Source organism: Paraburkholderia sp. 35.1 (assembly GCF_050436525.1).
GTDB classification, from domain to species: Bacteria; Pseudomonadota; Gammaproteobacteria; order Burkholderiales; family Burkholderiaceae; genus Paraburkholderia; species Paraburkholderia tuberum.
In genome coordinates, this window is the sequence record NZ_JBNDMJ010000003.1 from 3459616 (window position 1) to 3482131 (window position 22516).

Sequence of the window (22516 nt, forward strand, 5' to 3'; positions counted from 1 at the left end):
GCTGCGCGTGACGTTCAGAAGGGCCAGACCCAGTCGACGATCTCGGCGCGGTCCGTGCCATGCGTATGCGCATAGTTCAGGTTGCTGACGATCGCGTTCCTCATGTCTTCCCTGAGATGCGCGGATCTGCCCTGCAAGCGCGGCACGCGGTCGAGCACGTCGATCACCAGATTGAAGCGGTCCACCTGATTGAGAATCGCCAGTTCGAGCGGCGTGTTGATGTTGCCTTTCTCCTTGTAGCCCCGCACGTGCAGATTCTCGTGATTGCGAAAGCGATAGGCGAGCTTGTGGATCAGCCACGGGTAACCGTGGAAATTGAAGATCACCGGCTTGTTGGTCGTAAACAGGCTGTCGAATTCGCGTTCGGTCGAGCCGTGCGGGTGCTCGCTCGCCGGCTGCATCCTGAACAGGTCGACCACGTTGACGAAACGCAGCTTCAGTTCGGGCAGACGCTCGCGCAGGATCGCCGTCGCGGCCAGCGCTTCCTGGGTGGCGACGTCGCCGCACGAGGCCATCACCACGTCCGGTTCGGCGTCCTCGTCGTTGCTCGCGCGCCGCCACACGCCGATGCCTTTGGCGCAGTGCACGACGGCTTCGTCGATGGTGGTGAATTGCAGGTGTTTCTGCTTGTCGGCGACGATCACGTTGATGCAGTCGGTGGTGCGCAGACAGTGGTCGGCGACCACCAGCAGCGTGTTCGCGTCGGGCGGAAGATAGACGCGCGTGACCGAGGGGCTCTTGTTGGTGACGAGATCGATGAAGCCGGGGTCCTGATGCGAAAAGCCGTTGTGATCCTGCCGCCACACGGTCGACGACAGCAGAATGTTTTCCGCCGACACCGACGCGCGCCATGGCACGTGATTGCGGCTGATGTCGAGCCACTTCGCGTGCTGGTTGAACATCGAATCCACCACGTGCGCAAACGCTTCGTAGGTATGGAAGAAGCCGTGGCGGCCCGTCAGCAGATAGCCTTCGAGCCATCCCATCAGCGTATGTTCGGACAGCATCTCCATCACGCGGCCGTCGCGCGCCAGTTCGCCGCCGTCCTCGTCCTCGGGGAGCATCTCGGCCATCCACACCTTCTTGCTGACCTCGTAGATCGACTGCAGACGGTTCGAGGCCGTTTCGTCCGGGCCGAACACGCGGAAGGTGTTCATGTTCGCGCGCATCGTGTCGCGCAGAAATTCGCCGAGTGGCCGCGTGTTCTCCTGCAGCACCTTGCCCGCGTGCTGCACATCCACCGCGTACGCGCGGATGTCGGGCAGCTTCAGTTCGCGGCGCAGCACGCCGCCGTTCGCGTGCGGATTGGCGCTCATGCGCCGCGGGCCTTGGGGCGACAGCGCCTTGAGTTCGGGGATCAGCCGGCCCTCGGCATCGAAAAGTTCGGCGGGCCGGTAGCTGCGCATCCATTCTTCGAGCACTTCGAGATTCGCGGAGTTGTTGCGCACATCGGAAAAAGGCACCTGATGCGAGCGCCACGAGCCTTCGACCTTGTGCCCGTTGATCTGCTTCGGTCCGCTCCAGCCCTTGGGCGTGCGCAGCACGATCATCGGCCAGAGCGGCCGCTCGAGATTGCCGTTCGCGCGTGCCTGCTCATGGATTGCGCGAATTTCGCCGAGCACGGTATCGAGCGTGTGCGCCATCTTCCGATGCATTTCCGCGTGATCCGATCCTTCGACGAAATGCGGGGTGTAGCCGTAGCCGACAAAGAGCGCTTCCAGTTCTCTGCTGCTGATGCGCGACAGGATGGTCGGATTGGCGATCTTGTAGCCGTTCAGATTCAGGATCGGCAGCACGGTGCCGTCGCGGGCCGGGTTGATGAATTTATTCGAATGCCACGCGGTGGCGAGCGGCCCGGTCTCCGCTTCTCCATCGCCGACCACGCAGGCCACGATGAGGTCCGGGTTGTCGAGCACGGCGCCATACGCATGCGACAGGCTGTAGCCAAGCTCGCCGCCTTCATGGATGGACCCGGGCGTCTCCGGCGTCACATGCGAACCGATATGGCCGGGAAACGAGAACTGCTTGAAGAACTTCTGCATGCCCTCGGCATCCGCACTCTTGTCCGGATAGATCTCCGAGTAGGTGCCTTCCAGATAGGTGGGGCCGAGCACGCCCGGTGCGCCGTGTCCGGGACCGGCCATGAAGACGACGTCGAGATCGTCGCGTTTGATCACGCGGTTCAGATGCGCCCAGACGAACGATAACGCCGGGCTCGCGCCCCAGTGTCCGAGCAGGCGATACTTGACGTGTTCGACTTTCAGCGGCTCCCGCAGCAGCGGGTTGTCCAGCAGATAGATCATGCCGACCGAAAGATAATTGCATGCGCGCCACCACGCATCGATCAGCTGAAGTTCGTCGCTGCCGAGCGCGGTCTGCCGCGAAGCGTCCGCCGCGGGATGTTTGCCCATACCGACGTCTCCTGTGCTTGCAGCCGCAACCCGAGGGTGTGGATCGTGTCGGGCGCCGCTGCGCAGGCGCTTCGATGATTGATGGGGTCCGAATCGCGCCTGTTGGCGGACCTCTGCAACCGGGTATTCTTCGCCAGCCGATGAACATCCATAACGCAGAATATGTTACTGCGCGAAGATTGCAAGGATGATCCGACACCGTCTCGCGCGGCCTGCGAAACCGCGTTTTGTATTCAGGCCGCGATCCGATGTTCGTAGAACGGCCGGTCCCGATCATCGAGAATCGCGTACAACGCTGCCAGATCGCGCGGATCGGGATTCAACCACGCGTCGATATGCTCAGGCTTGATCGGAATGATGCAGCGATCATGGCCGGCAGCGGCCACCTCGGGTGGCGGATCATCGGTGATGGCCGCGAAGGACAATAGATCGGGCTCGCCTTTGCCGCTCCAGCGGGACCATAAGCATGCGACCAGCATGTCGTGAGGCGGATTGGGCCGGAACTCGAGCCGGACATTTTCATCTTTCTCGCCGGGCGCCGGTTCGCGGCCTTCCATTCGCGCACGCGAGACGTTCTCATAGAAAGAACTGGCCAGCACGAGTCCATGCGAATAGCCGAATAGCGCTTTCCAGAAACTTTCGAGACTGTCCCGACGAGCGTTGTACGTGCCGGGATAGCGGGTGTCGTACGATGCGGGCTTGCCGGCCAGGCGGCACTGATAGCGCATCGGTTTGACGACGCGCTGGCCGTTCTCCATCACCATCACCGGCGCGTAGTAGCCGGGAAAGATGCGCGAGTCGCTTGCTTTGGGAGCGGTTCGGCCGAGGTCGTCGAGTCGCTCGAGCGTGCGGTCGATCTTGTCTTTGGCGATCCGTTTGCTCTCGGTCGCCGCCCTGGTGACTTTGGTCTGCAAAGAGCGCTCGGCATCGGCGAAGCGGGTGCGCTGTTTGAACAGTTCCTGTTCGAGCTTCACGGTCTGCTGCGATCGGAAGCGCTCGATCAGCGCCCAGACTTCCCGTTGCGCGTCGGACTGCGGTTCCGAGAAGGCGTCTTCCATCGCTTTGGGAATCCTGGCCTGACCGTCCTCTGCGCGTTCGAAGAAAAGACGCGCGAATTCCTCGATGCTCATGTGCGCGCCGAACATGCGGACGTAGCGCCGGTAGTCCGCCAGAATCTGAGCCGAATAGCACATGGATGCCTCCGTTTGCTGTTCCGATGATACGCATTTGCGCGCTCGCGTCAGCAGAAGTCTCTGCTCGTCGTCTGCAACTCGCCCAGCAGATGAGACATGTCGACCAGCCGCTGCGCGACGAGGTGCCGTACTTCTCCCTGACACTGCCATGTGCCGTACACAGCGAGCAGCGCGGCGCCCAACGCTTCTTTGCGCTGTTTTTCGAGCAGACTCGGCCAGATGATCACATTGACGTTGCCCGTCTCGTCTTCGAGCGTGACGAACACGACGCCCTTGGCCGTGCCGGGACGCTGACGCACCGTCACCAGTCCGCAGCCGCGCGCGAGGCGGCCGTCGCGATAGGTCCGCAGCGTCGAGGCCGGCATCAGCCGGTTCGCGAGCAACTGCGGCCGGAGCAGTTCCAGCGGATGGCGGTTGAGCGTCAGGCCGAGCGAACGGTAGTCGGCGACGATGTCGTTCGCTTCGCTCGGTGCGCCCAGTTCGGGCGTTTCGTCCTGAGTCGCCGCGGCCGCGAGCATATCCTTGTCCGGCACCGCGACGACCGACTGCCACAGCGCTTCGCGGCGGTTTCCCGCGAGCGCTGCCAACGCATTCGCATCCGCGAGCGCATGCAGGTCTTTGCGGTCGAGCTGCGCGCGGCGCGCGAGATCGTTGACGCTCGCGAACGGGCGAACCGCGCGCGCGTTCTCGATCCGTTCGGCGGCGCCGTCCTTCATGCCGCGCAGCAGCGAAAGACCGAGACGCACGGCGGGGCGCGTCGCCCCCGCACGGTGTTCGAGCGAGGAGTCCCAACCGCTGATCGTCACATCGACCGGCAACACCGTGACGCCGTGCCGCTGCGCATCCTGAACCAGTTGCGACGGCGAATAGAAGCCCATCGGCTGGCTGTTCAGCATCGCGGCGAGAAAGGCTTCGGGTTCGTGACGCTTGAGCCAGCTGCTCGCATAGACCAGCAGCGCGAAACTGGCCGCGTGACTTTCGGGGAAGCCATATTCGCCGAAGCCCTTGATCTGCTCGAAGATCGCCTCGGCGAAGGCCTGGTCGTAGCCGCGCTCCTGCATGCCGAGCACGATGCGGTCATAGTATTTTTCGAGTCCGCCCTTGCGTTTCCACGCGGCCATCGCGCGTCGCAGCTGGTCGGCTTCGCCGGCGGTGAAGCCGGCCGCGAGAATCGCCACCTGCATCACCTGCTCCTGGAAGATCGGCACGCCGAGTGTGCGGCCCAGCGCGGTCTTCAACGCGTCGCTCGGATAGGTCTCGGGCTCGAAGCCCTGACGGCGCTGCAGATAGGGATGCACGGCGCCGCCCTGAATCGGACCGGGCCGCACGATCGCGACTTCGATGACGAGGTCGTAGAACTTGCGCGGCTGCATGCGCGGCAGCATGCTCATCTGCGCGCGCGATTCGATCTGGAACACGCCGACCGTATCGGCGGCCGAAATCATCGCGTAGGTCGCCTCATCCTCGGCGGGGATGTCCTGCATTTCGAAGCGTTCTCCGCGCTGTTCCGAAACGAGGTCGAGCGTGCGCCGGATCGCCGACAGCATGCCGAGCGCGAGCACGTCGACCTTCAGCAAGCCCAATGATTCGAGGTCGTCCTTGTCCCACTCGATCACCGAGCGGTCGGCCATCGCCGCGTTTTCCACCGGCACGAGCCGGGTGAGCTTGCCGCGGCTGATCACGAAGCCGCCCGAATGCTGCGACAGGTGGCGCGGAAAATTCAGCAGTTGCGAGGCGAGCTTCGCCCAGGCCTGAATCAGGGGCTGGTTCGGATCGAGGCCGGATTCCGCGAAACGCGCGAGCAGATCCCGACTGGTATCGAACCAGTGATGCGACTTCGCGACCGCATCGACGATCTGCGGATCGACGCCGAGTGCCTTGCCCGTTTCCCGCAGCGCACCACGCGGACGATAGGTCGACACCGCCGCCGCGATCGCCGCCCGGTCGCGGCCGTACTTGCGATAGATGTACTGGATCACTTCTTCGCGCCGCTGGTGCTCGAAGTCGACGTCGATATCGGGCGGCTCGCCGCGCTCCTTGCTGATGAAGCGCTCGAACAGCATGTTGCCGCGCGCGGGGTCCACCTCGGTCACGCCGAGGCAATAGCAGACCGCCGAGTTCGCGGCCGACCCGCGCCCCTGACACAGAATGTGCTGGCTGCGCGCGAAGCGGACGATGTCGTAGACGGTCAGGAAATACGGCTCGTACTGCAGGTCCGCGATCAGTTCGAGTTCGTGCTCGATCTGCTGCTGCACGTGATGCGCAATCCCCGCGGGAAAACGCCGCTGCGCGCCGACATAGGTTTCCTGACGAAGATACGAGGCCGGCGTATGGCCGGCCGGCACCAGCTCGTCGGGATACTCGTAGCGCAGCTCGTCGAGCGAAAACGTGCAGCGGCTCATGATGTCGACCGTCGCGGCCAGCGCGTCTTGCGGGTACAGGTTGGCAAGCCGCAACCTCGAGCGTAGATGCTGCTCGGCGTTCGGCGCCAGATCATAGCCGCACTGATGGACCGGTTTGCCGACCCGGATCGCGGTCATCGTGTCTTGCAGCGGCTTGCGCGAGCGCACGTGCATCACGACTTCGCCGAGCGCGACGACGGGCACGTCGCGGCTGCGCGCGACGAATTCGACCGTGCCGCGATGCAGGTCGTCCATCGCGCGTTGATGGAGCACGAGGCCGACCCATGCGCGGCCGGTGAACGTTTCGTCGAGCCATTCGACCTGCGCATCGAGCGCGTCTTCGCTGGCCGGGAAATCCGGCACGAGAATCGCGAGGCAGCCGGGCATGCCGAGCAGGTGGCGATACTCCTTCTCCGGCCGCGACAGATCCTGCGGCGTGAGCCGGTATTCGCCCTTGGGCGCGCGCATGCGCGCCAGCGTGATCAACTCGGACAGATTGCCGTAGCCGTTGCGGTTGCGGGCGAGCAGGATCAGGCCGAACGCCGGCGAACCATCGGCGTTGACGAGCCGGAAATACGAACCGACGATAAACGGCAGCTTCGCTTCTTTCGCCGCGACATGCGCGCGCACGACTCCCGCGAGCGAGCATTCGTCGGTGATCGCGAGCGCGGAGTAGCCGAGTTGCGCGGCACGCTCGGCCAGTTCCTCAGCGTGCGACGCGCCCCGCAGAAACGTGAAGTTGGAAAAGCAGAACAGCTCGGCATACGCCGGCAGCATCGTGAAGGTGGTGTCCATGGCCGCTCATCCGCGCCTATCAGCCGAACAGGCCATGCAGGAACCAGCGTTGCTCTTCTTCCGCGTCGCGGCTGCTCACGCGCTCGCGGTAGATCCAGTAGCAGCTCTGGTCGTCCGCCTGCGCGACGAAGTAGTCGCGCGTGACGAGCTCGCCGTCGAACCAGCCGCTCTCGATGCGCTCGCCCGGCGACACCATGCGCAACGGCGAGCCATAGAACGGGCGGTGCTGGCGCATCAGCAGACGCACGGGCGTGTCGAGCATCCACGTCGGGCGGGGCAGATTCTGCGGCAGCGGGCCGGGCTTGACCGGCTGCGACACCGGCAGCCAGCGGTTCGCGATCTCCGGACGATGATCGGCGCTCGGCGCGGGTTTCAGCACGTTCTCTTCGCCGAGCCGCGCGACCAGCAGTTCGAGCAGCCGCGCGTGATCCTCCTGCGAGCCGCCCGGTTCGGGAAACAGCGTGTCGGACGCGGGCGCGGCCGACTCGACGTTCGACGCGTCGAGCCGCAACGCGATCACGGGCGCGGCGAGCTCGATACGATGCAGCCGCTCCTTGAGCAGGCGCATCAGATGTTCTTCGCGCCAGGTCGGCTCGCCGAGTGCGACGTCGATCGTGGTCGGCTCGATCGCAGCGCGTCCGCGCTCGTGTTCGAGCGACAGGCGAATGCCGGTGAGCGCGAGCTGTTTTGCGCACAGCCATCCGCACAGTTGCACGATCAGGCGCTGCGCGCCGAACACCGCGCCATCCGCGTGTTCGAGCCGGTCCGGCATCTCGATGCGCGCCGAGAACGTGGGCGGCAGTTCGAGCCAGTCGAACAGTTCGGGCGCGGTCCCGAACGCGCGGTCGAGCGAGTCGAGCAGATGTTCGCCGCAGCGGCGCTGCAAGCCGGCGCGGGGCAGGCGGCGCAGATCGGCGATGCGCTCGCAACCGAGGCCCGTGAACCAGTCGGCGAACGGGCGGACTTCGGGCACGGCGAGCATCGGCAGGGCGGACAGGCGCTGGTCGAGCGACGCGAGCTTCAGCACGCGCCGGTTGCCGAACTTCGCGAGCAGCCACGCGCCCTGGCCGGTCGGCGCGGCACTGATGCGCGCGGTGAAGCCGAGCGCGTCGAGGATGGTTTTCGTATCGCGGCACAGCGCGAGCAGGCCGCCGAAGAGCCGCAAACTCGCGCCGATCTCGACGACGACCGTCGCCTCATCGAGCAGCGCGACTTCGGGCGAGAAGCGCATCAGCGCGATACCCACCTCGCGATGGGCTGCCGTTTCACGACCGCTATCGCGCTCATACATCTCGGTCTGCGGCGACAGCGTCAGCACGCCGCCGCGCTTCATGCCCGGACGCACGCCTGCCGAGCGCGCGGCGGGGTCAGCCATGACCACCTTGTCTTTCTCCAGCACCGCGCAGCCATGCGCGGGCTCAGGCGACCACTTCGGTCTGAAGACCTCGAGCGGCAACTTTGGCAGATGAACGGCGAGAAAGACGCGCATGTCGGGAAAGCAGAACGGGAGTGGGTTGAAGGGGAATCGACAGGGGCTCTGCGCGAGCGGGCCCTCGTCGTTTCACGATGTCGATGGTGAGACCTTCGGCCGATGGCCTGAGCGCGAGCCGCAGCAGCGCGGGGGATGCCTCCTGCGCGGTGGCGAGCGGCCGCACCATGATGAAAAGCGTCTCCGACGACTGCGCGGCCAGATGCAGACGGCGCAGCGACGACGCCTGCGCGTACTGCGCCCAGAAGATCAGCGCGCCGCAACTGCCGGCGCGCAGGATCTGCTCGGCGGACCACAGCGCGTCGGCGGTTTTCGGCGCATTGATCCGCAGCACCTGCTGCAGCGACAGGCCGATGTAGTTGAGCCCGAGGCCGTCCGGCGTATGCGGCGGTTGCACGAAGACGAGCGGACGCTCGCCGACGGCGCTGAGCGCCGGCTGCAACAGCCGCAGTTCGCCGACGCCGGCCTGCTGCACGAGCAGATCGACCAGCGCGCCGAGCGGCCAGCCACCGCCGGGCAACTCCGCCGACAGGGCCGGATAACCGGTATCGACGCTGCGGCCGCGGCCAGCGCCAAGCTGGGACGCCCGCCACAAGGACGGGTGAATGGCTTCCGGTGCTGGCAGGGCGGCTGTCATTTGCGAAAATACCTGTATGGATATACAGTATCCTACATGGTTTTATGAGATAGCGAGCAGGCACTTTTGGGGGGCGGGTTCATGGACATGCGAGTGCGCAAGCCAGCCGGGCATCCGATGCCGGAGATCGCGGCGTTCGTGGCCGAACTGAAAGCGGTGTTCGGCGAGCCGGACATCGATGAAGCGATTCGCCGCGGCAAGGCGGGCGAGCCGACCTTTCATGCGCGGGAAAACGGGCGCTCGGCGGGGACGGCGGCGCCGGTTGCGGCGAACGTCTGGCGCGTGGATCGCGCGGTGCGCGACCGCCATTACTGCGAGGGTTGCGACGGCTCGTGCATTGGCAGCGCGAAGTCGTGCCGTCCATAATGGCAGCGGCCCTCAACCCCGGAGAACCCCATGTTGCGCACGTACCTCGGAAGTTGCCATTGCCAATTCGTGAAGTTCGAGGCTCGCATCGATTTCGACGAGGGCACGTCGAAGTGCAATTGCAGCTACTGCAGCAGGCTGCGATTCTGGCACGTGCAGGTTCGCCGGGAAGATTTTCGTCTTCTATCGGATGAAGCCGCGCTGAGCGAATATCAGGGGCACAATGCGGTCGCGCATCACCCGTTCTGCAAACGCTGCGGGGTGCACGTATTCGATCGCATCGATATGCCAAACGGCACAGGGTATCCGTATATCAACGTGAACATCATGTGCCTCGATGAACTCGATCTCGATGCGGCATTGAATGCGCCAGTCACCTATCGCGATGGGCTGCACGACGACTGGGGCAATCCGCCCGCGCAAACACGGCATCTTTGATTGCGCCGGTCAGGGCGCTCTTCGCGGATGGTGGGGAATGTCAGGCTGGTGGGCATCCAGTTGATGGCGTTCGGACGTGAACTGGGCGAACTCGGGCTTGAACCGCGCAGGATCATCGAGCGTGCCGGCATAGAGGGTCACGATGTCCGGCGCATGATGCGGCGTAGCGAATAGCAGGCTGCCGCAATGAGCGCAGAAGTTGCGCGTCGTGGGCATTCCGCTGCCGCCGATCTTCGTATAAGGCCTGACGTCGCCTTTGAACGAAAAGCCGGCGGCTCTCACTACGACGACCGGCAACCCCGCGGAACCTGAAGCGCGCTGACAATCGCGGCAATGGCAGATCAGTTGCGCGAGTGAATCACCGCGAGCTTCGTATTGCACCGCGCCGCACAGGCAGCGCCCCAGCCAGGGTGTCGACATCGATCTTCTCCAGTTCAAATGATCTCGCGGTTTGTTCGGGAGCCTAAGAATAGGTGCGGCGGACCGTAGCTTAGCAGAGCTCGAACGTCGTTCAGCTATCGCATCGAATCAGCGAGCGAAGGGTCCAGGGGCGACGTGTCTTCGCCTGCCGTCGTGGGTGCGCCGCTTTGCGGCGCACCCACGGACCAGCGCTCAAACGCGTGGCGCATAGACGTTGCACCAGCCGTCGGCGGCAACCGATTTGCCGGGGAACATCGGGCACGGTCCTGAAGCCTCGCCCGCTGCGCCAGTGTAGAAACGGCAGTTCGCGCAGGTCTGGCCCGCGTGGTACTTGGGGAACTTCGCGGCGTCGACGCTGCCCGCTTTCGCACGATAGCCGAGCGAGCTGGCCGCGGCGTCGTTTTCATCGACGGCGGGCGGCGCGGCTAACGCGAGCTCGGCGCTGGCGAGCGCGGCACACAGGCCCGCGGCCTGAAGAATGAAGTGTCTGCGGTTGTGAGAGACCATGGTGATGCCCTGAGAAAAGAAATGAGTCGTCCATGCCGCATTCGATTGAAGCGGCGTGGCGTCGTAATGCGGTGCGAAGCAACGTGTTAGTGGCGCGGTCCGGCGTTCAGCGGTGTGGTCGAGGATTGCGCGGCTTGCGCGGTCAGCTTCGCGCTACCGGCGTCGTAGCCATTCGTATAGAGCAGGAAGGCCATCAGATCGGCGTACTCCTCGTCGCTCATCTTGCCGGGATGATCCGCGGGCATGTTGGTCGACATGTACTGGTAAATGCCGCCGATCGTCAGATGCGAGTTCGCCGCTGGCGCGAAGGCCGGTCCGATCAACGACGGCGCGGTGTTGCCTTCGAGCTTCTCGCCGTGGCATTTCGCACACGAATCGGCATACAGATGTTCACCGTGGGTGACCTGATCGTGATCGAACGACGGTGTCTCGGTCGTCGCCGCAACCTTGATGAAGCCGCCGGCGGCAGGCATGCCGCCCACGCGCCATAGGTCCGCACGCGGCGACGCCTGGGTCGGGCCGTCGAGATAGCGCGCGAGATTCGCGTGAGTGCTGGCCGCGGTCGCCGAACCGCTCGCGAGGGTGGTTGGCAGCGCCCAGTTGCGCGTGAGCGCTGCGAGCCGGCCATCGCTGCGCAGACGCGTGAGCGCGTCATCGATGCGCTTTTGCAGCGGCTGCGTGTCGGGCCCCGACGCGAACACCAGATTCCAGTCGGCATAGGGCGACTCGGCGACGGCAACGTCGAAGTGCTGCTGCGGGTGCGCATGCCGATACGCCACCACGGCCGGGTACCAGACGATCGCGCGCTGGGCGCGCCCTTTCGCGAGGGCGTCGACGGTCAGCGCGGAGGTGGTTTCCAGATCGAAGCGCGCGTTCTTCTGCTGGACCGCGATCAGTTGCGACGGGCTCGACCAGGTGGCGGCAATGGTGGTCTTGCCGTCCGGCGCCGCGACGGGGGTGTTGGCCGCATGGGCGCCGCGCAGCGTGACGCTGACGTAACCGGAGTGCAGATAGCTCCCGGAAAAGAGCAGGTGCGAGTCGGAGCCGTCGGCCACGCTCGAACGCGGAAAGCCCGCGATCACGTCGCAGTTGCGCTGCAGCGATGTCGAGAGCTCGCGAGCGGAGATGCCGTCGTCGCCGCCGTCGTCGTCGATGCCGCGCGGCGCGAATGTCGCGGTAATGCCCGCCGCGCTCAACACCGCGCGTGCAACGGACTTGTCCAGCTCGGCCGAAGGGCTGCCGGGCATCGTGCACACGCGGACGCTGGACGACGTCCGCGCGGCCGCCTGGGCGGCAACATGTGCGGCGCCGGCGACGAGCGCGCCGGCGAGAGCAAGGTGAGTGAATCGAATGTTCATGATGGTGCGTTCCTGTAATGGCGGGAACACCGCGCCCGCATGGGCTGCGTGCGGGCGCGGAAAGATGCGGCTGCGAAGGCCGGATGGGCAGAACGATGCGGGTGCGGTGGCTGCGCCTAGCTGCGATCGAGCGCGAACACGTACAGCGTGCCGCCGCGCGGAACGTCCTTCGCGACGTCGGCCATCGGGCCGCCCCAGATCGGATTCGCACCGCCGTAGCCCGCGAGCACGGCCACGTATTCCTTGCCGTCGACTTCGAACACGGAAGGTTGCGCGACGATGCCGCTCGCGAGTTGCGGGCTCTCCCACAGCACCTTGCCCGTCGTCACGTCGAACGCGTACAGATGGCCGTCGAGCGAGCCGCTGAAGGCGAGGCCGCTGGCCGTGGTGGCGACGCCACCGTTCCAGGGCATCCTGGTCCAGTGACCCCACAGCTTCTTGCCCGTATTGACATCGATGGCCTGAAGCTCGCCATAACCCTGGCTGCCCGGTTCAGGCTGGATCTCGAAGCCTTCGCCGAGGTAGGGCAGACCCTCCATGTAGCTGACCGACTTGCCGGACAGGCTCATGCACGCATGCAGCGAGGGCACCACCGCGATGTGCCGCTCGGGATCGTAGGAAGTCGACCACCAGTTCTTGCCGCCGAGAAAGCTCGGACAGGTGTTGATCGTCGTGCCGGCCTTGGGAAACCGGCTGGCGTCCTGAACTGGTTTGCCGTCGGCGGTATAGCCCGTCACCGACAGCGCCTTGACGAACGGCTCCGCGTAGATCAGCTTGCCGGTCTTGCGGTCGATCGCGTGGAAGAAGCCGTTGCGGTCGGCATGGATGATGGCGTCATACTGCTTGCCCTTGTAGTTGATGTTGGCAAGAACCGGCGTGTTGACGCCGTCGTAGTCCCACGTGTCGTTACTCGTGTACTGATAGTGCCACTTCAGGTCGCCGTTCTTCGGATCGAGCGCGAGCAGGGAATCGGAGTACAGATTGTCGCCGGGACGCAGCGCGGCGAGCCACGGTCCCGGATTGCCGACGCCCCAGTACAGCGTCCGCGTGGCGGCGTCGTAGGTGCCGGTCAGCCACGCCGCGCCGCCGCCATGTTCCTGCATGCCGTCGGGCCACGTATCGCCGCCCTTGTCGCCGGCATTCGGGATCGTATAGCGCTTCCAGATGATCGAGCCGTCGTCGGGATCGAGTGCGGCGATATAGCCGCGAATCCCATACTCGCCGCCTGATGTACCGACCACGATCGCGCCGTCGAGCGCGAGCGGCGCGAGCGAGAACGCGTAGCCGAGACCCGGTTCGAACATCTGCTTCTTCCATACGACATTGCCGCTCTGCGCGTCGATCGCGGCTACCTCGCCGCTCAGCATGGCCACGTAGACGTTCTTGCCATACAGCGCGACGCCGCGATTCACTACGTCGCAGCATGCGGTCTTGAACGATTCCGCGCCGAGCTTCGGCTCGTATTTCCAGAGCTTCGTGCCGCTCTTGACATCGAATGCATAGACGTTGTCTTTCGGCGTGCTGACGAAAAGGTAGCCGCCGTTGACGATCGGGGTTGCTTCGAAGCCTTGCTTGAGTTCCGCGGGGAACTGATAGCTCCAGGCCTCCTTGAGCCCGGCGACATTCGATGCATCGATCTGCTTCAGCGGCGAATGTGACTGGCCGCTATAGCTGCGGTAGTAGGTGAGCCAGCCCGGGTCGCTCTGTGCTTGAGCGAGGCGCTCGTAGGTCACGGCGGGGTAGTCCGGGGCGGCGTGCACCGGAGCCACGTTCAGTGCCATCGCGATCGCGATGCTCGCTCCAAGGACAGCCAGCCGGCCTGCGGCGGGCGAACGGTTCTTCATGGTCGTCTCCTGAGTGTTTGTCGATGCAGTGCCGGCAGAGGCGTCGCCCCTGTGTTCCGTGTCGATCCGGTTGCGGTGCCGTTACTGCAAGTCACATGCCATTTTTGTGGGCGAGTCCGAAAGGGCGGCACGCCTGAAACGTGCGGCGGCACATATCGCGCGTAGAGCGCTCCATGTGTTGCATCCCGGTACAACGCCGGGCGATGGAGTGTTGAGAAACAGGACAGTTGCAGCGCCGGCGCGCATCGCTCGGGTCGAGGGCGACGCCAGGATCGCGGGCGAAGCTGTCGCTGAAATGGATGGCCCGGAGCTTGCTTAAGAGTACGGAGAAAAGTCCGGCAAGGTACCAGGCTTTCCAGGAGGGAGACAATGCGCGATGACGTTCACCGGGCCGTGGCTCAGACTGCCATACGGTCCAACGACTTTCCCGTGCCGGCAATTCAGAAAGCGCACGAACGCTCCGAAACGTTTGGTCTGTGCGCGTCGGCGCGGCCGGAATACGAGGTTCTTTCGAACGCGGGTCTCGTGCTCAAACGCGAGCAGAACCGGGTGTTGTGCGCGCATGCGATGCCGGTGATGGAGTCGCTGCACGAGCAGATCGCCGACACGCAAAGCATGATCGTGCTGACCAATGCCGAAGGGCTGATCCTGCATTCGATCGGCGACGACGACTTCCTCGCGCGCGCGGAGAAAGTCGCGCTGCGGCCCGGCGCGAACTGGGCCGAGGACCGCCAGGGCACCAATGCGATCGGTACGGCGCTGGCCGAGCGCTGCGCGATGGTCGTGCACGGCGACCAGCACTACCTGGCGGCAAACCGCTTCCTGACCTGCTCGAGCGTGCCGATTCTCGATCCGTATGGCGACGCGATCGGGGTGCTCGACGTGACGGGCGACTATCGCAGCTACCATCAGCACACGATGGCGCTCGCCAAAATGTCGGTGCAGATGATCGAGAATCATCTCTTTACGACCACCTTTCACGAAACGCTGCAAGTGTCCTTCCATAGTCGTCCGGAGTTTCTGGGCACGCTGATGGAAGGCATCGTGGCGTTCACGAGCGACGGACGCTTTCTGTCGGCCAATCGCAGTGCCCAGTTCCAGCTCGGCATGTCGCTCGCCGGGCTGCGCGCGCATACGCTGTCGTCGCTGTTCCAGACCACGAGCGCGCAACTGATCGATCGCGCGCGTGTGAACCTCGACCCGCACCTGATGCTCAACCTGAGCAGCGGCGCGGTCGTCTGCGCGCGCGTGCAGTTCAGGCGGGCGTCGCTGGCCGAGGGCAGCCGCCCGGTCGCCGTGCACGACGGCGCCCGCTCGGTGGCGCGGGAGGAGCCGCCGCAGGCGGCCGCCGGACTGTCGCGTCTGAGCTATCTCGACACGGGTGACCCGCAGGTCGCCGCGGTCATTGCGAAGGTCAGGAGGGTGATCGGCAAGGACATTCCGATCCTGATCAATGGGGAGACCGGCACGGGCAAGGAACTGCTCGCGCAGGCGATCCACAACGATTCGCCGCGCTGCGCCGGGTCGTTCGTGGCGCTCAACTGTGCTTCGATTCCCGAGACGCTGATCGAATCCGAGCTGTTCGGCTACGAGGAGGGCGCATTCACCGGGGCGCGGCGCAAAGGCGCGATCGGCAAGCTGCTGCAGGCAAACGGCGGCACGCTGTTTCTCGACGAGATCGGCGACATGCCGTACTCGCTGCAAGTGCGGCTGCTGCGCGTGCTGCAGGAACGTGTCATCAACCCGCTCGGCTCGACGAGGAGCATTGCGGTGGACGTCGCGATCATCTGCGCGACGCACCGGGACTTGCGCGAGATGATCGCGCAAAACCGCTTCCGCGAGGATCTCTACTACCGGCTCAATGGCCTCGTGGTGCGTCTGCCGCGGCTGCGCGACCGTACCGACCTCGCGGTCGTGATCCAGAAGATGTTGCTGCGCGAATCGATCGCCAGCGCGAGCGGACGGCCGCTTCACGTCGCACCCGATGTCATGGCGATGTTCGAGCGCTGTCCATGGCCGGGCAACTTCAGGCAGCTTGGCAACCTGCTGCGCACCGCGGCGGCCATGGTCGACGCGGACGGCGAGATCCGGCGCGAGCATTTGCCCGATGACTTCTTCGATGATCTGCGCTGCGGCGTTTCGTCGAGCGGCGCGGCGGATACGCCGGGCTCGGGCAATGCGTTCGCGCGGGAGTGCGCGCGCCTGCAGGACGTGACCGTGTCGGTGATTGCCGCCGCGCTCGCGCGGCATGGCGGCAACGTTTCGGCGGCCGCGCGCGAGCTCGGCGTGTCGCGCAATACGATCTATCGCAAGATGCCCGCGGTCGAGCCGGATCGTGAGGTGGACGACTTCTGAACCCATCGCGCCGCTTTCATCAGCACTTCTGTTTCGCCCACGTGCTGTCACACCGTTGTTGCGTCCCGCAGCAGTGGTGCTCCAAAAATCAACACTGCCCATCTCCCGAACGCGTCGTATGGCGACGCGTTTGTCCCGCTTACGTCAGCGAATTGACGATGTCGGTGCCCATCCCCAGGCGAAGGCTTGTGCGCGAGCCAAACGAGCCTCGCGTGGCGACATCGGCATGTCCTTTGCTTTGAAGGGAACGGCCGCGCATCGAGTGCGGTTCTTCCGTCCCATCGCAAACAAGGAGACATGCCATGCAATGGATCACTCCGTCGTACGCCGAGGTGCGTTTCGGCTTTGAAGTCACGATGTATATCGCCAATCGCTGAGCGGGCTGCGGCATGCCGCCCGCAGTGCCGTAGTGGCGCCGCGGGCGGCGCTCGCCACGCCGGGCACGCCCGAGGCGCAGCAGCGCGCGCTCGATATCCTGCGGTTCAAACTCGATAATTCTCTGGTCGATCCTCGATGCGGTCGAAAAGGCCTGGCCCCTATGAACACGCGTGACGCGGATAGCGGCGTGCCGCTGCGCCCCCGCCTGCGGAGCGTCTTCCGCCTGCAGTGGGAAGCGGCGCAGGACGCCTATGTGCTGCTCTATCCCGAAGGGATGGTGAAGCTCAACACTAGCGCCGGCGCGATCCTCGCTCGTTGCGACGGAGAACACGAGCTCGACGACATCATCGGCGAACTCGAACGGCTTTTCGGCACGTCGGAACTTGCACCGGACGTCTACCGCTTTCTCGATCACGCGCGGCTGCGCGGCTGGCTAGACTGACCTAGCCCACGACCATCCCGGTCCTTCAGTGCGTGTGTGGCGGCTCCTCGTGCCACGCCAGCGTCTCGAATAGCGGCTCGACTGCTTCCTCGTACGCGCTTCGGGCACGGTACCGGGCCCCTCAGCGAAGGTCCATCCGTGCTCGAGCATCAGCCAGTGGACCACCGACATACTGACCATCTCGTTCAAGCCCCTGAGCGCCCGCCCGATCAACGCACGATGTGCCCAAGGGCAAGCCAGGCTGACGTATCGCAATTTCCACAACACATTGGCGCCGGTGAGGACACCGGCGACCATGGATCATGAAGTAAGCGGAGGAAGGCGCGTCGAATGCCGACGCGACCGTCAAAGACGGCGCGCGTGCTTCGCCGATCTGACGCTCATTGCCCGCGGATGATGTTTGCGAGCCGATTGCCGCGCGTCGGCAAACATTTTGCGAACGTTGCACAATACGGCTTGGGGAAACCAGCCGGAATTGGCCAGTCGTTGGCCGCCACGCCCGGCCGCCATCAATCCGCCATTAGCCAGTCAATCATGCCAACAGCAGAGGTTGAGAGTCTGCCCAGTCAACTGCCGGGAATGCTGCCGCGATTATGGGCGTTCTCGCTGCGCCTGTGCGGCAACCAGCACGACGCCGAGGATCTCGTCCAGCGGGCCTGTGTCCGCGGACTCGAACGCGCCCATCAATTGCAGCCAGGCACTTCTCCTCTGAGCTGGATGTTTTCGATCGTTCATTCCACCTGGATCAACGAGCTGAGAGCGCGCAACGTGCGCAACCGCTCGAGCATGGAATGGGACGACGATTTTCTGCAGACCGTTGCTGATCCCGATGCGCGCACGCCGGAAGAGAACCTGCTGAATGGCGAGATCATCGCGGCCGTCAACCGTCTGCCCGAGGCACAACGGATCGTCATGCTGCTCGTGGCCGTCGAGGGCCTGAGTTACGCGGAGGCCGCCGAGGCGCTCGGCGTGCCGATCGGCACGATCATGAGTCGCCTGTCCCGCGCGCGGCAGACCATTGGGGCGCAATTCGGCAATCGTGAAGCCACGGCGGCGCGCTCATCCAGCAGCGAGCGAGAAGTGTGATGACGATCGACGACACCACCCTGTTAGCGTACGTCGACGGAGAATTACCGCCGGACGAACGCGCACATGTCGAGAGCGCGATCGGCAAGTCGGACGACGTGGCATCGCGCCTGTCGATACTGCGGGCCTCGCAATTGCCGTACGCGGAAGCGTTCAGCCAGCAGGCGTTGCCGCCGGTGCCAGAGACATTGCGCCGCAACGTCGACGAACTGATTCGACAGCATCTGGCAGGTGCGTCGGCACAAGGCGCGGTCAATGCCGCCGACGCAATCGATACCGCGACCAGCGGTGAGTCATCGATCCCGTCCGGTGGCAATGTGCATCGGCTGAAGCCGCGCGCATCATTGCCGTGGCTGGCGGCGGCGTTCGTCGCGGGCGTGTTCTCCTGCGGCATCGCGTTCCGTCTGTTGCCGCAACTGACCGGTGGCGGCGCCATCACGACGGCATCGAATGATCCGGGCGTGTCGCCGTGGATCGCTGCGGCGGCCGGCTATCAGCAGCTTTACACACGCGACACCGTCGCCTCGTTGCAACCCGACATGCGCGCGACCGCCGCCACCGCCGCCGATATTCGTCAATACGACAATCTGGCGTTGCAGATTCCCGACCTGCGCAGTCAAGGGCTCTCGTTCAAGCGCGTGCAGCGCCTGAGATTTCGTGGCAAACCGCTCGTGCAGATCGTCTACCTGCCGGAGCATGGCGGCCCCGTCGCGTTATGCGTGCTGAAAGAAGCGAAGGCCGACGCGGCGCCCGCGCGCGATCGCGTCGGCGGCATGGACGTGGTGGCGTGGCGGCGCGGCCAACTCGGTTATGCGCTGATCGGCGAGCACGGCGGCGTCGATCTCGAAGCACTCGGCAAACGCCTTTACGGCGGCGAGGTGTCGACCACCATCGGCCGCACGGACGCGCATGACGATGCCCGGTCGGGCTGATCACCAGCGAGGCCATGGCTTGCTGCTGCGCTGGCTCGCGGTTTTCGCGGCGCCTATGTTACTGCTCGCGCTGTTCGTCTGGTGCGCCGGATGGTTCCCGCCGCGCCTGACTTCGCAGCGGATCGTCGATGCATTCGAAGCGACGACGACGCCGCACCCGGGCTTCCGGCGCAACCACGCGAAGGGCATCTGCATCACCGGACACTTCGACAGCAACGGCAACGGCGCGTCGGTATCGCGCGCAAGCGTGTTCGAACGCGGCAGCTACGCCGTCGTCGGGCGACTGTCGAGGCCCGGCGGCAATCCGCAACAAGACGACGGCGAAGCCCTGGTGCGCAGCTTCGCGTTGCTGATCGCGCTGCCGCACGGCGAGCAATGGCGTCTCGCGATGAATTCGACGCCGATTTTCGCGGTGCGCACGCCGCAGGCGCTATTCGAACAGCTTCAGGCGGAAGCGCTGGATCCGCACACCGGTCAGGCGAACCCCGCAAAAATGCAGGCGTTTCTCGACGGCCATCCTGAGGCCCGCGCGTTTCTCGAATGGGTCCGCTTGCACCCGCCATCGTCCCGCTTCGACAACGCGGCCTATTTCGGTATCAGTTCGTTCCAGACCACCGATGCGCAGGGCGCGAAGCGTTTCGTGCGTTGGGAGGTAGTGCCGGACAGTCCCTGGCGACCTGTCGAAGCACGCGCGCAAAGCGATCCAGATTTTCTGTCGCACGCTCTGATGACGCAACTCGCGAAGGGGCCATTGCGCTGGCATCTGGTGCTGAACGTCGCGATGCCCGGCGATCCGATCGACGACTCGACGCGGCAATGGATCGACTCACCGCAACGCGAGCGGGTCGACGTGGGCACGATCGTCATCGATCGCGCGCAGGCGCAGATCGACGGTCCCTGTCGCGACATCGCGTTCGATCCGACCATCCTGCCCGATGGCATCGCGCCATCCGCCGATCCGTTGCTGGCCGCGCGGTCGTCGACGTATAGCGTATCGTTCAATCGCCGAACTCGGGAGGAGGCCGTTGCCGGATCGAATGGTCATTGAATGTCGTCTCTACCGCGAGGTGTCGGGAGCGACGCCTGAGAAAACGGTTGGCAATAGCAAGTCCTGGCCGGTGATCCACGCTTCATCCGCGCGCTGCGTACGACCTGCGAACAACGCGCAACTACGGTTATCATGGGAATTTGATGACGAACGGGCGGTGCCCGCCCCGCGCGTTGCAGGCGAATGCTGATCGTGCTCAACTTCCTTTAAGCCTATCGTCCTATGAGACCCGACGACAGTAAATTGATCGCGTATGTCGATGGCGAACTTGACCCGTCCGAGGCGGCATCGATCGAAAAGGAACTCGCCGTTTCGCCTGAGTTGCAGGAGAGCGTCGATTTGCTGCGCGCGTCGCAGCTCCCTTATCGCGAGGCGTTTGCAACGCAGAAGCTACCGCCTTTACCGGGCGAATTGCAGCGCCGTATCGAAGCAATGGCGAGCGCCGCACGGCGCGACGAATCGAATCACGCATCCCATCAGCCGATACCCGCAAGAAAGCCGCAGGCGCGGCTGTGGCTTGCCGCGGCATTTGTCGCCGGCGCGTTTTGCGCGGGCCTCGCGATGCGGCTCGGACCTGCATGGCTGGGCGTGCCCGGCAGTGGCGGCGCGATTGTCGCGTCGAACGACGCGACGTCGTGGATCCATGCAGCGGTGGGCTATCAACGGCTCTATACACGCGATACCGTTGCCGACATCACGCCCGACCTCGGCGCGTCGGCGAAGACCGTCACGGCGATCCGGTACGTCGACGGCATTGCATTGCGGGTGCCGGATTTGCGGGAGGCGGGGCTGTCGTTCAAGGCAGTCGCGCGCCTGCGCTTCAACGACAAGCCGCTGATCCAGATCGTCTATCTGCCCGACCACGGCGCGCCGGTTGCGCTGTGTGTGATGAAGGACGCGCGACCGGACCAGGCGATCGCGCAACAGCAGTTGAACGGCATGACCGTCGTATCGTGGCGGCAGAACGATCTTGCCTATGCGCTGATCGGCAAACCGGACTCAACCGATCTGCAGTCGATCGCACAGCGGATCTCGAACAGCAGCGTGGACGCGTTGTTCGCGCTTAACGATGCGCCCGATGCGAAGCCGAGGGATGCGCGTACATGAGCGCGGCGCGATCTGATCGCAGTGCGGGCCATTCCGCGTGACGGCGTCCGGAGTCAAGTTCTGCCGGTTTTTTGCGTGACGGGGTATGACAGGAGAGTCGTAGTGAAACGAAACGATGACCTCGCTGGTCGTTGTTTCGCTCTATTCAGTAAACGGCGACCCGTGAGCCGCGATTCGTAATCGAGGTCATAGCCACAAACGATTGGTCGCAACAGTGGTTTTTGGATAAAGATGCCCTGCGCACGCGTTCGGTCAAAATCGAAATGGAGCGGCGCTGCCTTTGGCCATTCTGCAAGTATCCGCGTTTAAGCCGTTGACGAACTCCATGCAACGGTCCGAGATAAAGAGGTGGCGTCAGATCCGCCAAACCTCTGCTCGGCGAAGAGACCAATCAACCGGTCCAGAGCAATTCTGTCTGGCCTTGTTCCTGATGTGATCGATGTTAGGCCCTGGTTCGACGTGACCCTCAAGCGGCACGTCGAGCCGTCGTTCAAGGGCTCTACTCGAAATTGGCCACTCAACCATGTCCACCACTGTCGTTGAGAGTTTGCCGGACCTTTTACCCGGAATGCTGCCCAGATTGTGGGCTTTCTCGTTGCGCCTGTCCGGCAATCGGCACGACGCCGAAGACCTGCTGCAACGTTCGTGCATACGCGGACTCGAACGGGCGCATCAACTGCAGCCCGGCACGGCACCGCTCAGCTGGATGTTCTCGATCATCCATTCCACGTGGCTCAACGAATTGCGGGCACGCAGCGTACGAGGCCGGGCGAGTGTCGAGTGGGATGACGCATTGCTAGCCGTCTCCGATCCTGCCGCGCGTTCCCCCGAAGATGTGCTGCTGAGCCGTGAGATCATCGCCGCCGTCGGGCGCTTGCCCGAGGCTCAGCGCGTGGTGATGCTGCTCGTCGCGTTCGAAGGATTGAGTTACGCCGAAGCCGCGCACGTGCTCGATGTTCCGATCGGCACGATCATGAGCCGCCTGTCGCGCGCGCGGCAAAGCATTGGCGCGCGCTTCGACAGCGGCGCGGGACCGGCCGCACGTTCGGCTCCACCTCGGGTCGAAGTTGGGCGATGACGATCGACGACGCCGACCTGCTTGCTTATGTCGATCGTACGTTGGCTCACGCGCGCGTGGCCGACATAGAGCGAGCGATGCACGAGTCCGTCGATATTGCGAATCGCGTGATATGGCTGATGGCATCGAAGTTTCCATAACTGAGATCGTTGGCCGGCAAAGCTTGCCCGCATTGCCCGTAGCGCTGCGGTTACGGATCGATCGCCTGATCGCGGCCGCCTGACGATCGA

At 64.5% G+C, this 22516-nt stretch carries 20 protein-coding genes and 1 pseudogene; 11 read left to right on the forward strand and 10 right to left on the reverse strand.

Features of this window, described 5'->3' with window-relative positions; genetic code table 11:
* Window positions 1-14: 14 nt before the first annotated feature.
* From OKW27_RS36170 to imuA, 5 genes are all read right to left on the reverse strand, one after another.
* Window positions 15-2411, reverse strand: a complete 2397-nt coding sequence (locus OKW27_RS36170; RefSeq protein WP_429336269.1) for a phosphoketolase family protein — start codon at window positions 2409-2411, stop codon at window positions 15-17.
* 233 nt (window positions 2412-2644) lie between these two features.
* Window positions 2645-3604 (reverse strand): SOS response-associated peptidase family protein, encoded by a 960-nt coding sequence (locus OKW27_RS36175; RefSeq protein ID WP_429336270.1) that lies wholly within the window; start codon window positions 3602-3604, stop codon window positions 2645-2647.
* Between the two features lie 47 nt (window positions 3605-3651).
* Window positions 3652-6801, reverse strand: a complete 3150-nt coding sequence (locus OKW27_RS36180) for an error-prone DNA polymerase (RefSeq protein WP_429336271.1) — start codon at window positions 6799-6801, stop codon at window positions 3652-3654.
* Window positions 6802-6820: 19 nt separating this feature from the next.
* Window positions 6821-8290 carry a Y-family DNA polymerase gene (locus tag OKW27_RS36185; protein ID WP_429336272.1) on the reverse strand — a complete coding sequence of 490 codons (1470 nt, stop codon included), beginning with the start codon at window positions 8288-8290 and terminating at the stop codon, window positions 6821-6823.
* Entirely contained in the window at window positions 8220-8927 is a 708-nt protein-coding gene (imuA, locus tag OKW27_RS36190; protein WP_184029676.1) for a translesion DNA synthesis-associated protein ImuA, read from the reverse strand. The genes OKW27_RS36185 and imuA overlap by 71 nt, the downstream gene beginning before the upstream one ends.
* A gap of 81 nt (window positions 8928-9008) precedes the next feature.
* On the opposite strand from imuA, the gene OKW27_RS36195 reads away from it, so the two are divergent.
* Together OKW27_RS36195 and OKW27_RS36200 are read left to right on the forward strand one after the other, a co-directional pair.
* Window positions 9009-9293, forward strand: a complete 285-nt coding sequence (locus OKW27_RS36195; protein ID WP_090804206.1) for a hypothetical protein — start codon at window positions 9009-9011, stop codon at window positions 9291-9293.
* A 30-nt stretch (window positions 9294-9323) separates the two neighbouring features.
* Entirely contained in the window at window positions 9324-9731 is a 408-nt protein-coding gene (locus OKW27_RS36200; RefSeq protein ID WP_429336273.1) for a GFA family protein, read from the forward strand.
* Between the two features lie 9 nt (window positions 9732-9740).
* Here OKW27_RS36200 and OKW27_RS36205 read toward each other — a convergent pair whose 3' ends face one another.
* From OKW27_RS36205 to OKW27_RS36220, 4 genes are all read right to left on the reverse strand, one after another.
* Window positions 9741-10151: a GFA family protein gene (locus OKW27_RS36205; RefSeq protein ID WP_184066908.1), complete on the reverse strand. Its 411-nt coding sequence runs from the start codon at window positions 10149-10151 to the stop codon at window positions 9741-9743.
* A 192-nt stretch (window positions 10152-10343) separates the two neighbouring features.
* A complete protein-coding gene (locus OKW27_RS36210; RefSeq protein ID WP_429336274.1) occupies window positions 10344-10658 on the reverse strand; it encodes a high-potential iron-sulfur protein in 315 nt (104 codons plus the stop codon).
* A gap of 86 nt (window positions 10659-10744) precedes the next feature.
* Window positions 10745-12016, reverse strand: a complete 1272-nt coding sequence (locus OKW27_RS36215) for a c-type cytochrome (protein ID WP_429336275.1) — start codon at window positions 12014-12016, stop codon at window positions 10745-10747.
* Between the two features lie 116 nt (window positions 12017-12132).
* On the reverse strand, window positions 12133-13860 hold the full coding sequence (locus OKW27_RS36220) for a methanol/ethanol family PQQ-dependent dehydrogenase (RefSeq protein WP_429336276.1): 1728 nt from the start codon (window positions 13858-13860) through the stop codon (window positions 12133-12135).
* Between the two features lie 369 nt (window positions 13861-14229).
* On the opposite strand from OKW27_RS36220, the gene OKW27_RS36225 reads away from it, so the two are divergent.
* From OKW27_RS36225 to pqqD, 3 genes are all read left to right on the forward strand, one after another.
* Window positions 14230-16215, forward strand: coding sequence for a sigma-54-dependent Fis family transcriptional regulator (locus OKW27_RS36225; RefSeq protein ID WP_429336277.1), 1986 nt, complete (start codon window positions 14230-14232; stop codon window positions 16213-16215).
* A gap of 302 nt (window positions 16216-16517) precedes the next feature.
* Entirely contained in the window at window positions 16518-16592 is a 75-nt protein-coding gene (gene pqqA, locus OKW27_RS36230; protein WP_090805708.1) for a pyrroloquinoline quinone precursor peptide PqqA, read from the forward strand.
* 161 nt (window positions 16593-16753) lie between these two features.
* Window positions 16754-17035, forward strand: coding sequence for a pyrroloquinoline quinone biosynthesis peptide chaperone PqqD (pqqD, locus tag OKW27_RS36235; protein WP_429336634.1), 282 nt, complete (start codon window positions 16754-16756; stop codon window positions 17033-17035).
* Window positions 17036-17134: 99 nt separating this feature from the next.
* Here pqqD and OKW27_RS36240 read toward each other — a convergent pair.
* Window positions 17135-17284: pseudogene (locus OKW27_RS36240) on the reverse strand (glutathione S-transferase family protein); the annotation flags it as partial.
* A gap of 285 nt (window positions 17285-17569) precedes the next feature.
* Here OKW27_RS36240 and OKW27_RS36245 point away from each other — a divergent pair.
* The 6 genes from OKW27_RS36245 (at window position 17570) to OKW27_RS36270 (ending at window position 22426) form a co-directional block, all read left to right on the forward strand.
* On the forward strand, window positions 17570-18121 hold the full coding sequence (locus OKW27_RS36245; protein ID WP_090804226.1) for an RNA polymerase sigma factor: 552 nt from the start codon (window positions 17570-17572) through the stop codon (window positions 18119-18121).
* Window positions 18121-19053: an anti-sigma factor gene (locus OKW27_RS36250; protein ID WP_429336278.1), complete on the forward strand. Its 933-nt coding sequence runs from the start codon at window positions 18121-18123 to the stop codon at window positions 19051-19053. Before OKW27_RS36245 ends, OKW27_RS36250 begins: the two co-directional genes overlap by 1 nt.
* A complete protein-coding gene (locus OKW27_RS36255; protein ID WP_429336635.1) occupies window positions 19037-20101 on the forward strand; it encodes a catalase family peroxidase in 1065 nt (354 codons plus the stop codon). Before OKW27_RS36250 ends, OKW27_RS36255 begins: the two co-directional genes overlap by 17 nt.
* A 222-nt stretch (window positions 20102-20323) precedes the next feature.
* Window positions 20324-21208, forward strand: a complete 885-nt coding sequence (locus OKW27_RS36260) for an anti-sigma factor family protein (protein WP_429336279.1) — start codon at window positions 20324-20326, stop codon at window positions 21206-21208.
* A gap of 523 nt (window positions 21209-21731) precedes the next feature.
* Entirely contained in the window at window positions 21732-22286 is a 555-nt protein-coding gene (locus tag OKW27_RS36265; protein WP_429336280.1) for an RNA polymerase sigma factor, read from the forward strand.
* Entirely contained in the window at window positions 22283-22426 is a 144-nt protein-coding gene (locus tag OKW27_RS36270) for a hypothetical protein (protein WP_429336281.1), read from the forward strand. The genes OKW27_RS36265 and OKW27_RS36270 overlap by 4 nt, the downstream gene beginning before the upstream one ends.
* The last annotated feature ends 90 nt before the right edge of the window (window positions 22427-22516 follow it).

What these genes read in the sequence shown, in the direction of transcription:
- OKW27_RS36265 (WP_429336280.1), top strand. Translation starts at nt 21,732, where the DNA reads ATGTCCACCACTGTCGTTGAGAGTTTGCCGGACCTTTTACCCGGAATG.
- OKW27_RS36200 (WP_429336273.1), top strand. Translation starts at nt 9,324, where the DNA reads ATGTTGCGCACGTACCTCGGAAGTTGCCATTGCCAATTCGTGAAGTTC.
- pqqD (WP_429336634.1), top strand. Translation starts at nt 16,754, where the DNA reads ATGAACACGCGTGACGCGGATAGCGGCGTGCCGCTGCGCCCCCGCCTG.
- OKW27_RS36220 (WP_429336276.1), bottom strand. Translation starts at nt 13,860, where the DNA reads ATGAAGAACCGTTCGCCCGCCGCAGGCCGGCTGGCTGTCCTTGGAGCG.
- OKW27_RS36260 (WP_429336279.1), top strand. Translation starts at nt 20,324, where the DNA reads ATGAGACCCGACGACAGTAAATTGATCGCGTATGTCGATGGCGAACTT.
- OKW27_RS36270 (WP_429336281.1), top strand. Translation starts at nt 22,283, where the DNA reads ATGACGATCGACGACGCCGACCTGCTTGCTTATGTCGATCGTACGTTG.
- OKW27_RS36210 (WP_429336274.1), bottom strand. Translation starts at nt 10,658, where the DNA reads ATGGTCTCTCACAACCGCAGACACTTCATTCTTCAGGCCGCGGGCCTG.
- OKW27_RS36175 (WP_429336270.1), bottom strand. Translation starts at nt 3,604, where the DNA reads ATGTGCTATTCGGCTCAGATTCTGGCGGACTACCGGCGCTACGTCCGC.
- OKW27_RS36250 (WP_429336278.1), top strand. Translation starts at nt 18,121, where the DNA reads ATGACGATCGACGACACCACCCTGTTAGCGTACGTCGACGGAGAATTA.
- OKW27_RS36195 (WP_090804206.1), top strand. Translation starts at nt 9,009, where the DNA reads ATGGACATGCGAGTGCGCAAGCCAGCCGGGCATCCGATGCCGGAGATC.
- OKW27_RS36180 (WP_429336271.1), bottom strand. Translation starts at nt 6,801, where the DNA reads ATGGACACCACCTTCACGATGCTGCCGGCGTATGCCGAGCTGTTCTGC.
- OKW27_RS36245 (WP_090804226.1), top strand. Translation starts at nt 17,570, where the DNA reads ATGCCAACAGCAGAGGTTGAGAGTCTGCCCAGTCAACTGCCGGGAATG.
- OKW27_RS36255 (WP_429336635.1), top strand. Translation starts at nt 19,037, where the DNA reads ATGCCCGGTCGGGCTGATCACCAGCGAGGCCATGGCTTGCTGCTGCGC.
- imuA (WP_184029676.1), bottom strand. Translation starts at nt 8,927, where the DNA reads ATGACAGCCGCCCTGCCAGCACCGGAAGCCATTCACCCGTCCTTGTGG.
- OKW27_RS36215 (WP_429336275.1), bottom strand. Translation starts at nt 12,016, where the DNA reads ATGAACATTCGATTCACTCACCTTGCTCTCGCCGGCGCGCTCGTCGCC.
- OKW27_RS36205 (WP_184066908.1), bottom strand. Translation starts at nt 10,151, where the DNA reads ATGTCGACACCCTGGCTGGGGCGCTGCCTGTGCGGCGCGGTGCAATAC.
- OKW27_RS36170 (WP_429336269.1), bottom strand. Translation starts at nt 2,411, where the DNA reads ATGGGCAAACATCCCGCGGCGGACGCTTCGCGGCAGACCGCGCTCGGC.
- OKW27_RS36225 (WP_429336277.1), top strand. Translation starts at nt 14,230, where the DNA reads ATGCGCGATGACGTTCACCGGGCCGTGGCTCAGACTGCCATACGGTCC.
- OKW27_RS36185 (WP_429336272.1), bottom strand. Translation starts at nt 8,290, where the DNA reads ATGCGCGTCTTTCTCGCCGTTCATCTGCCAAAGTTGCCGCTCGAGGTC.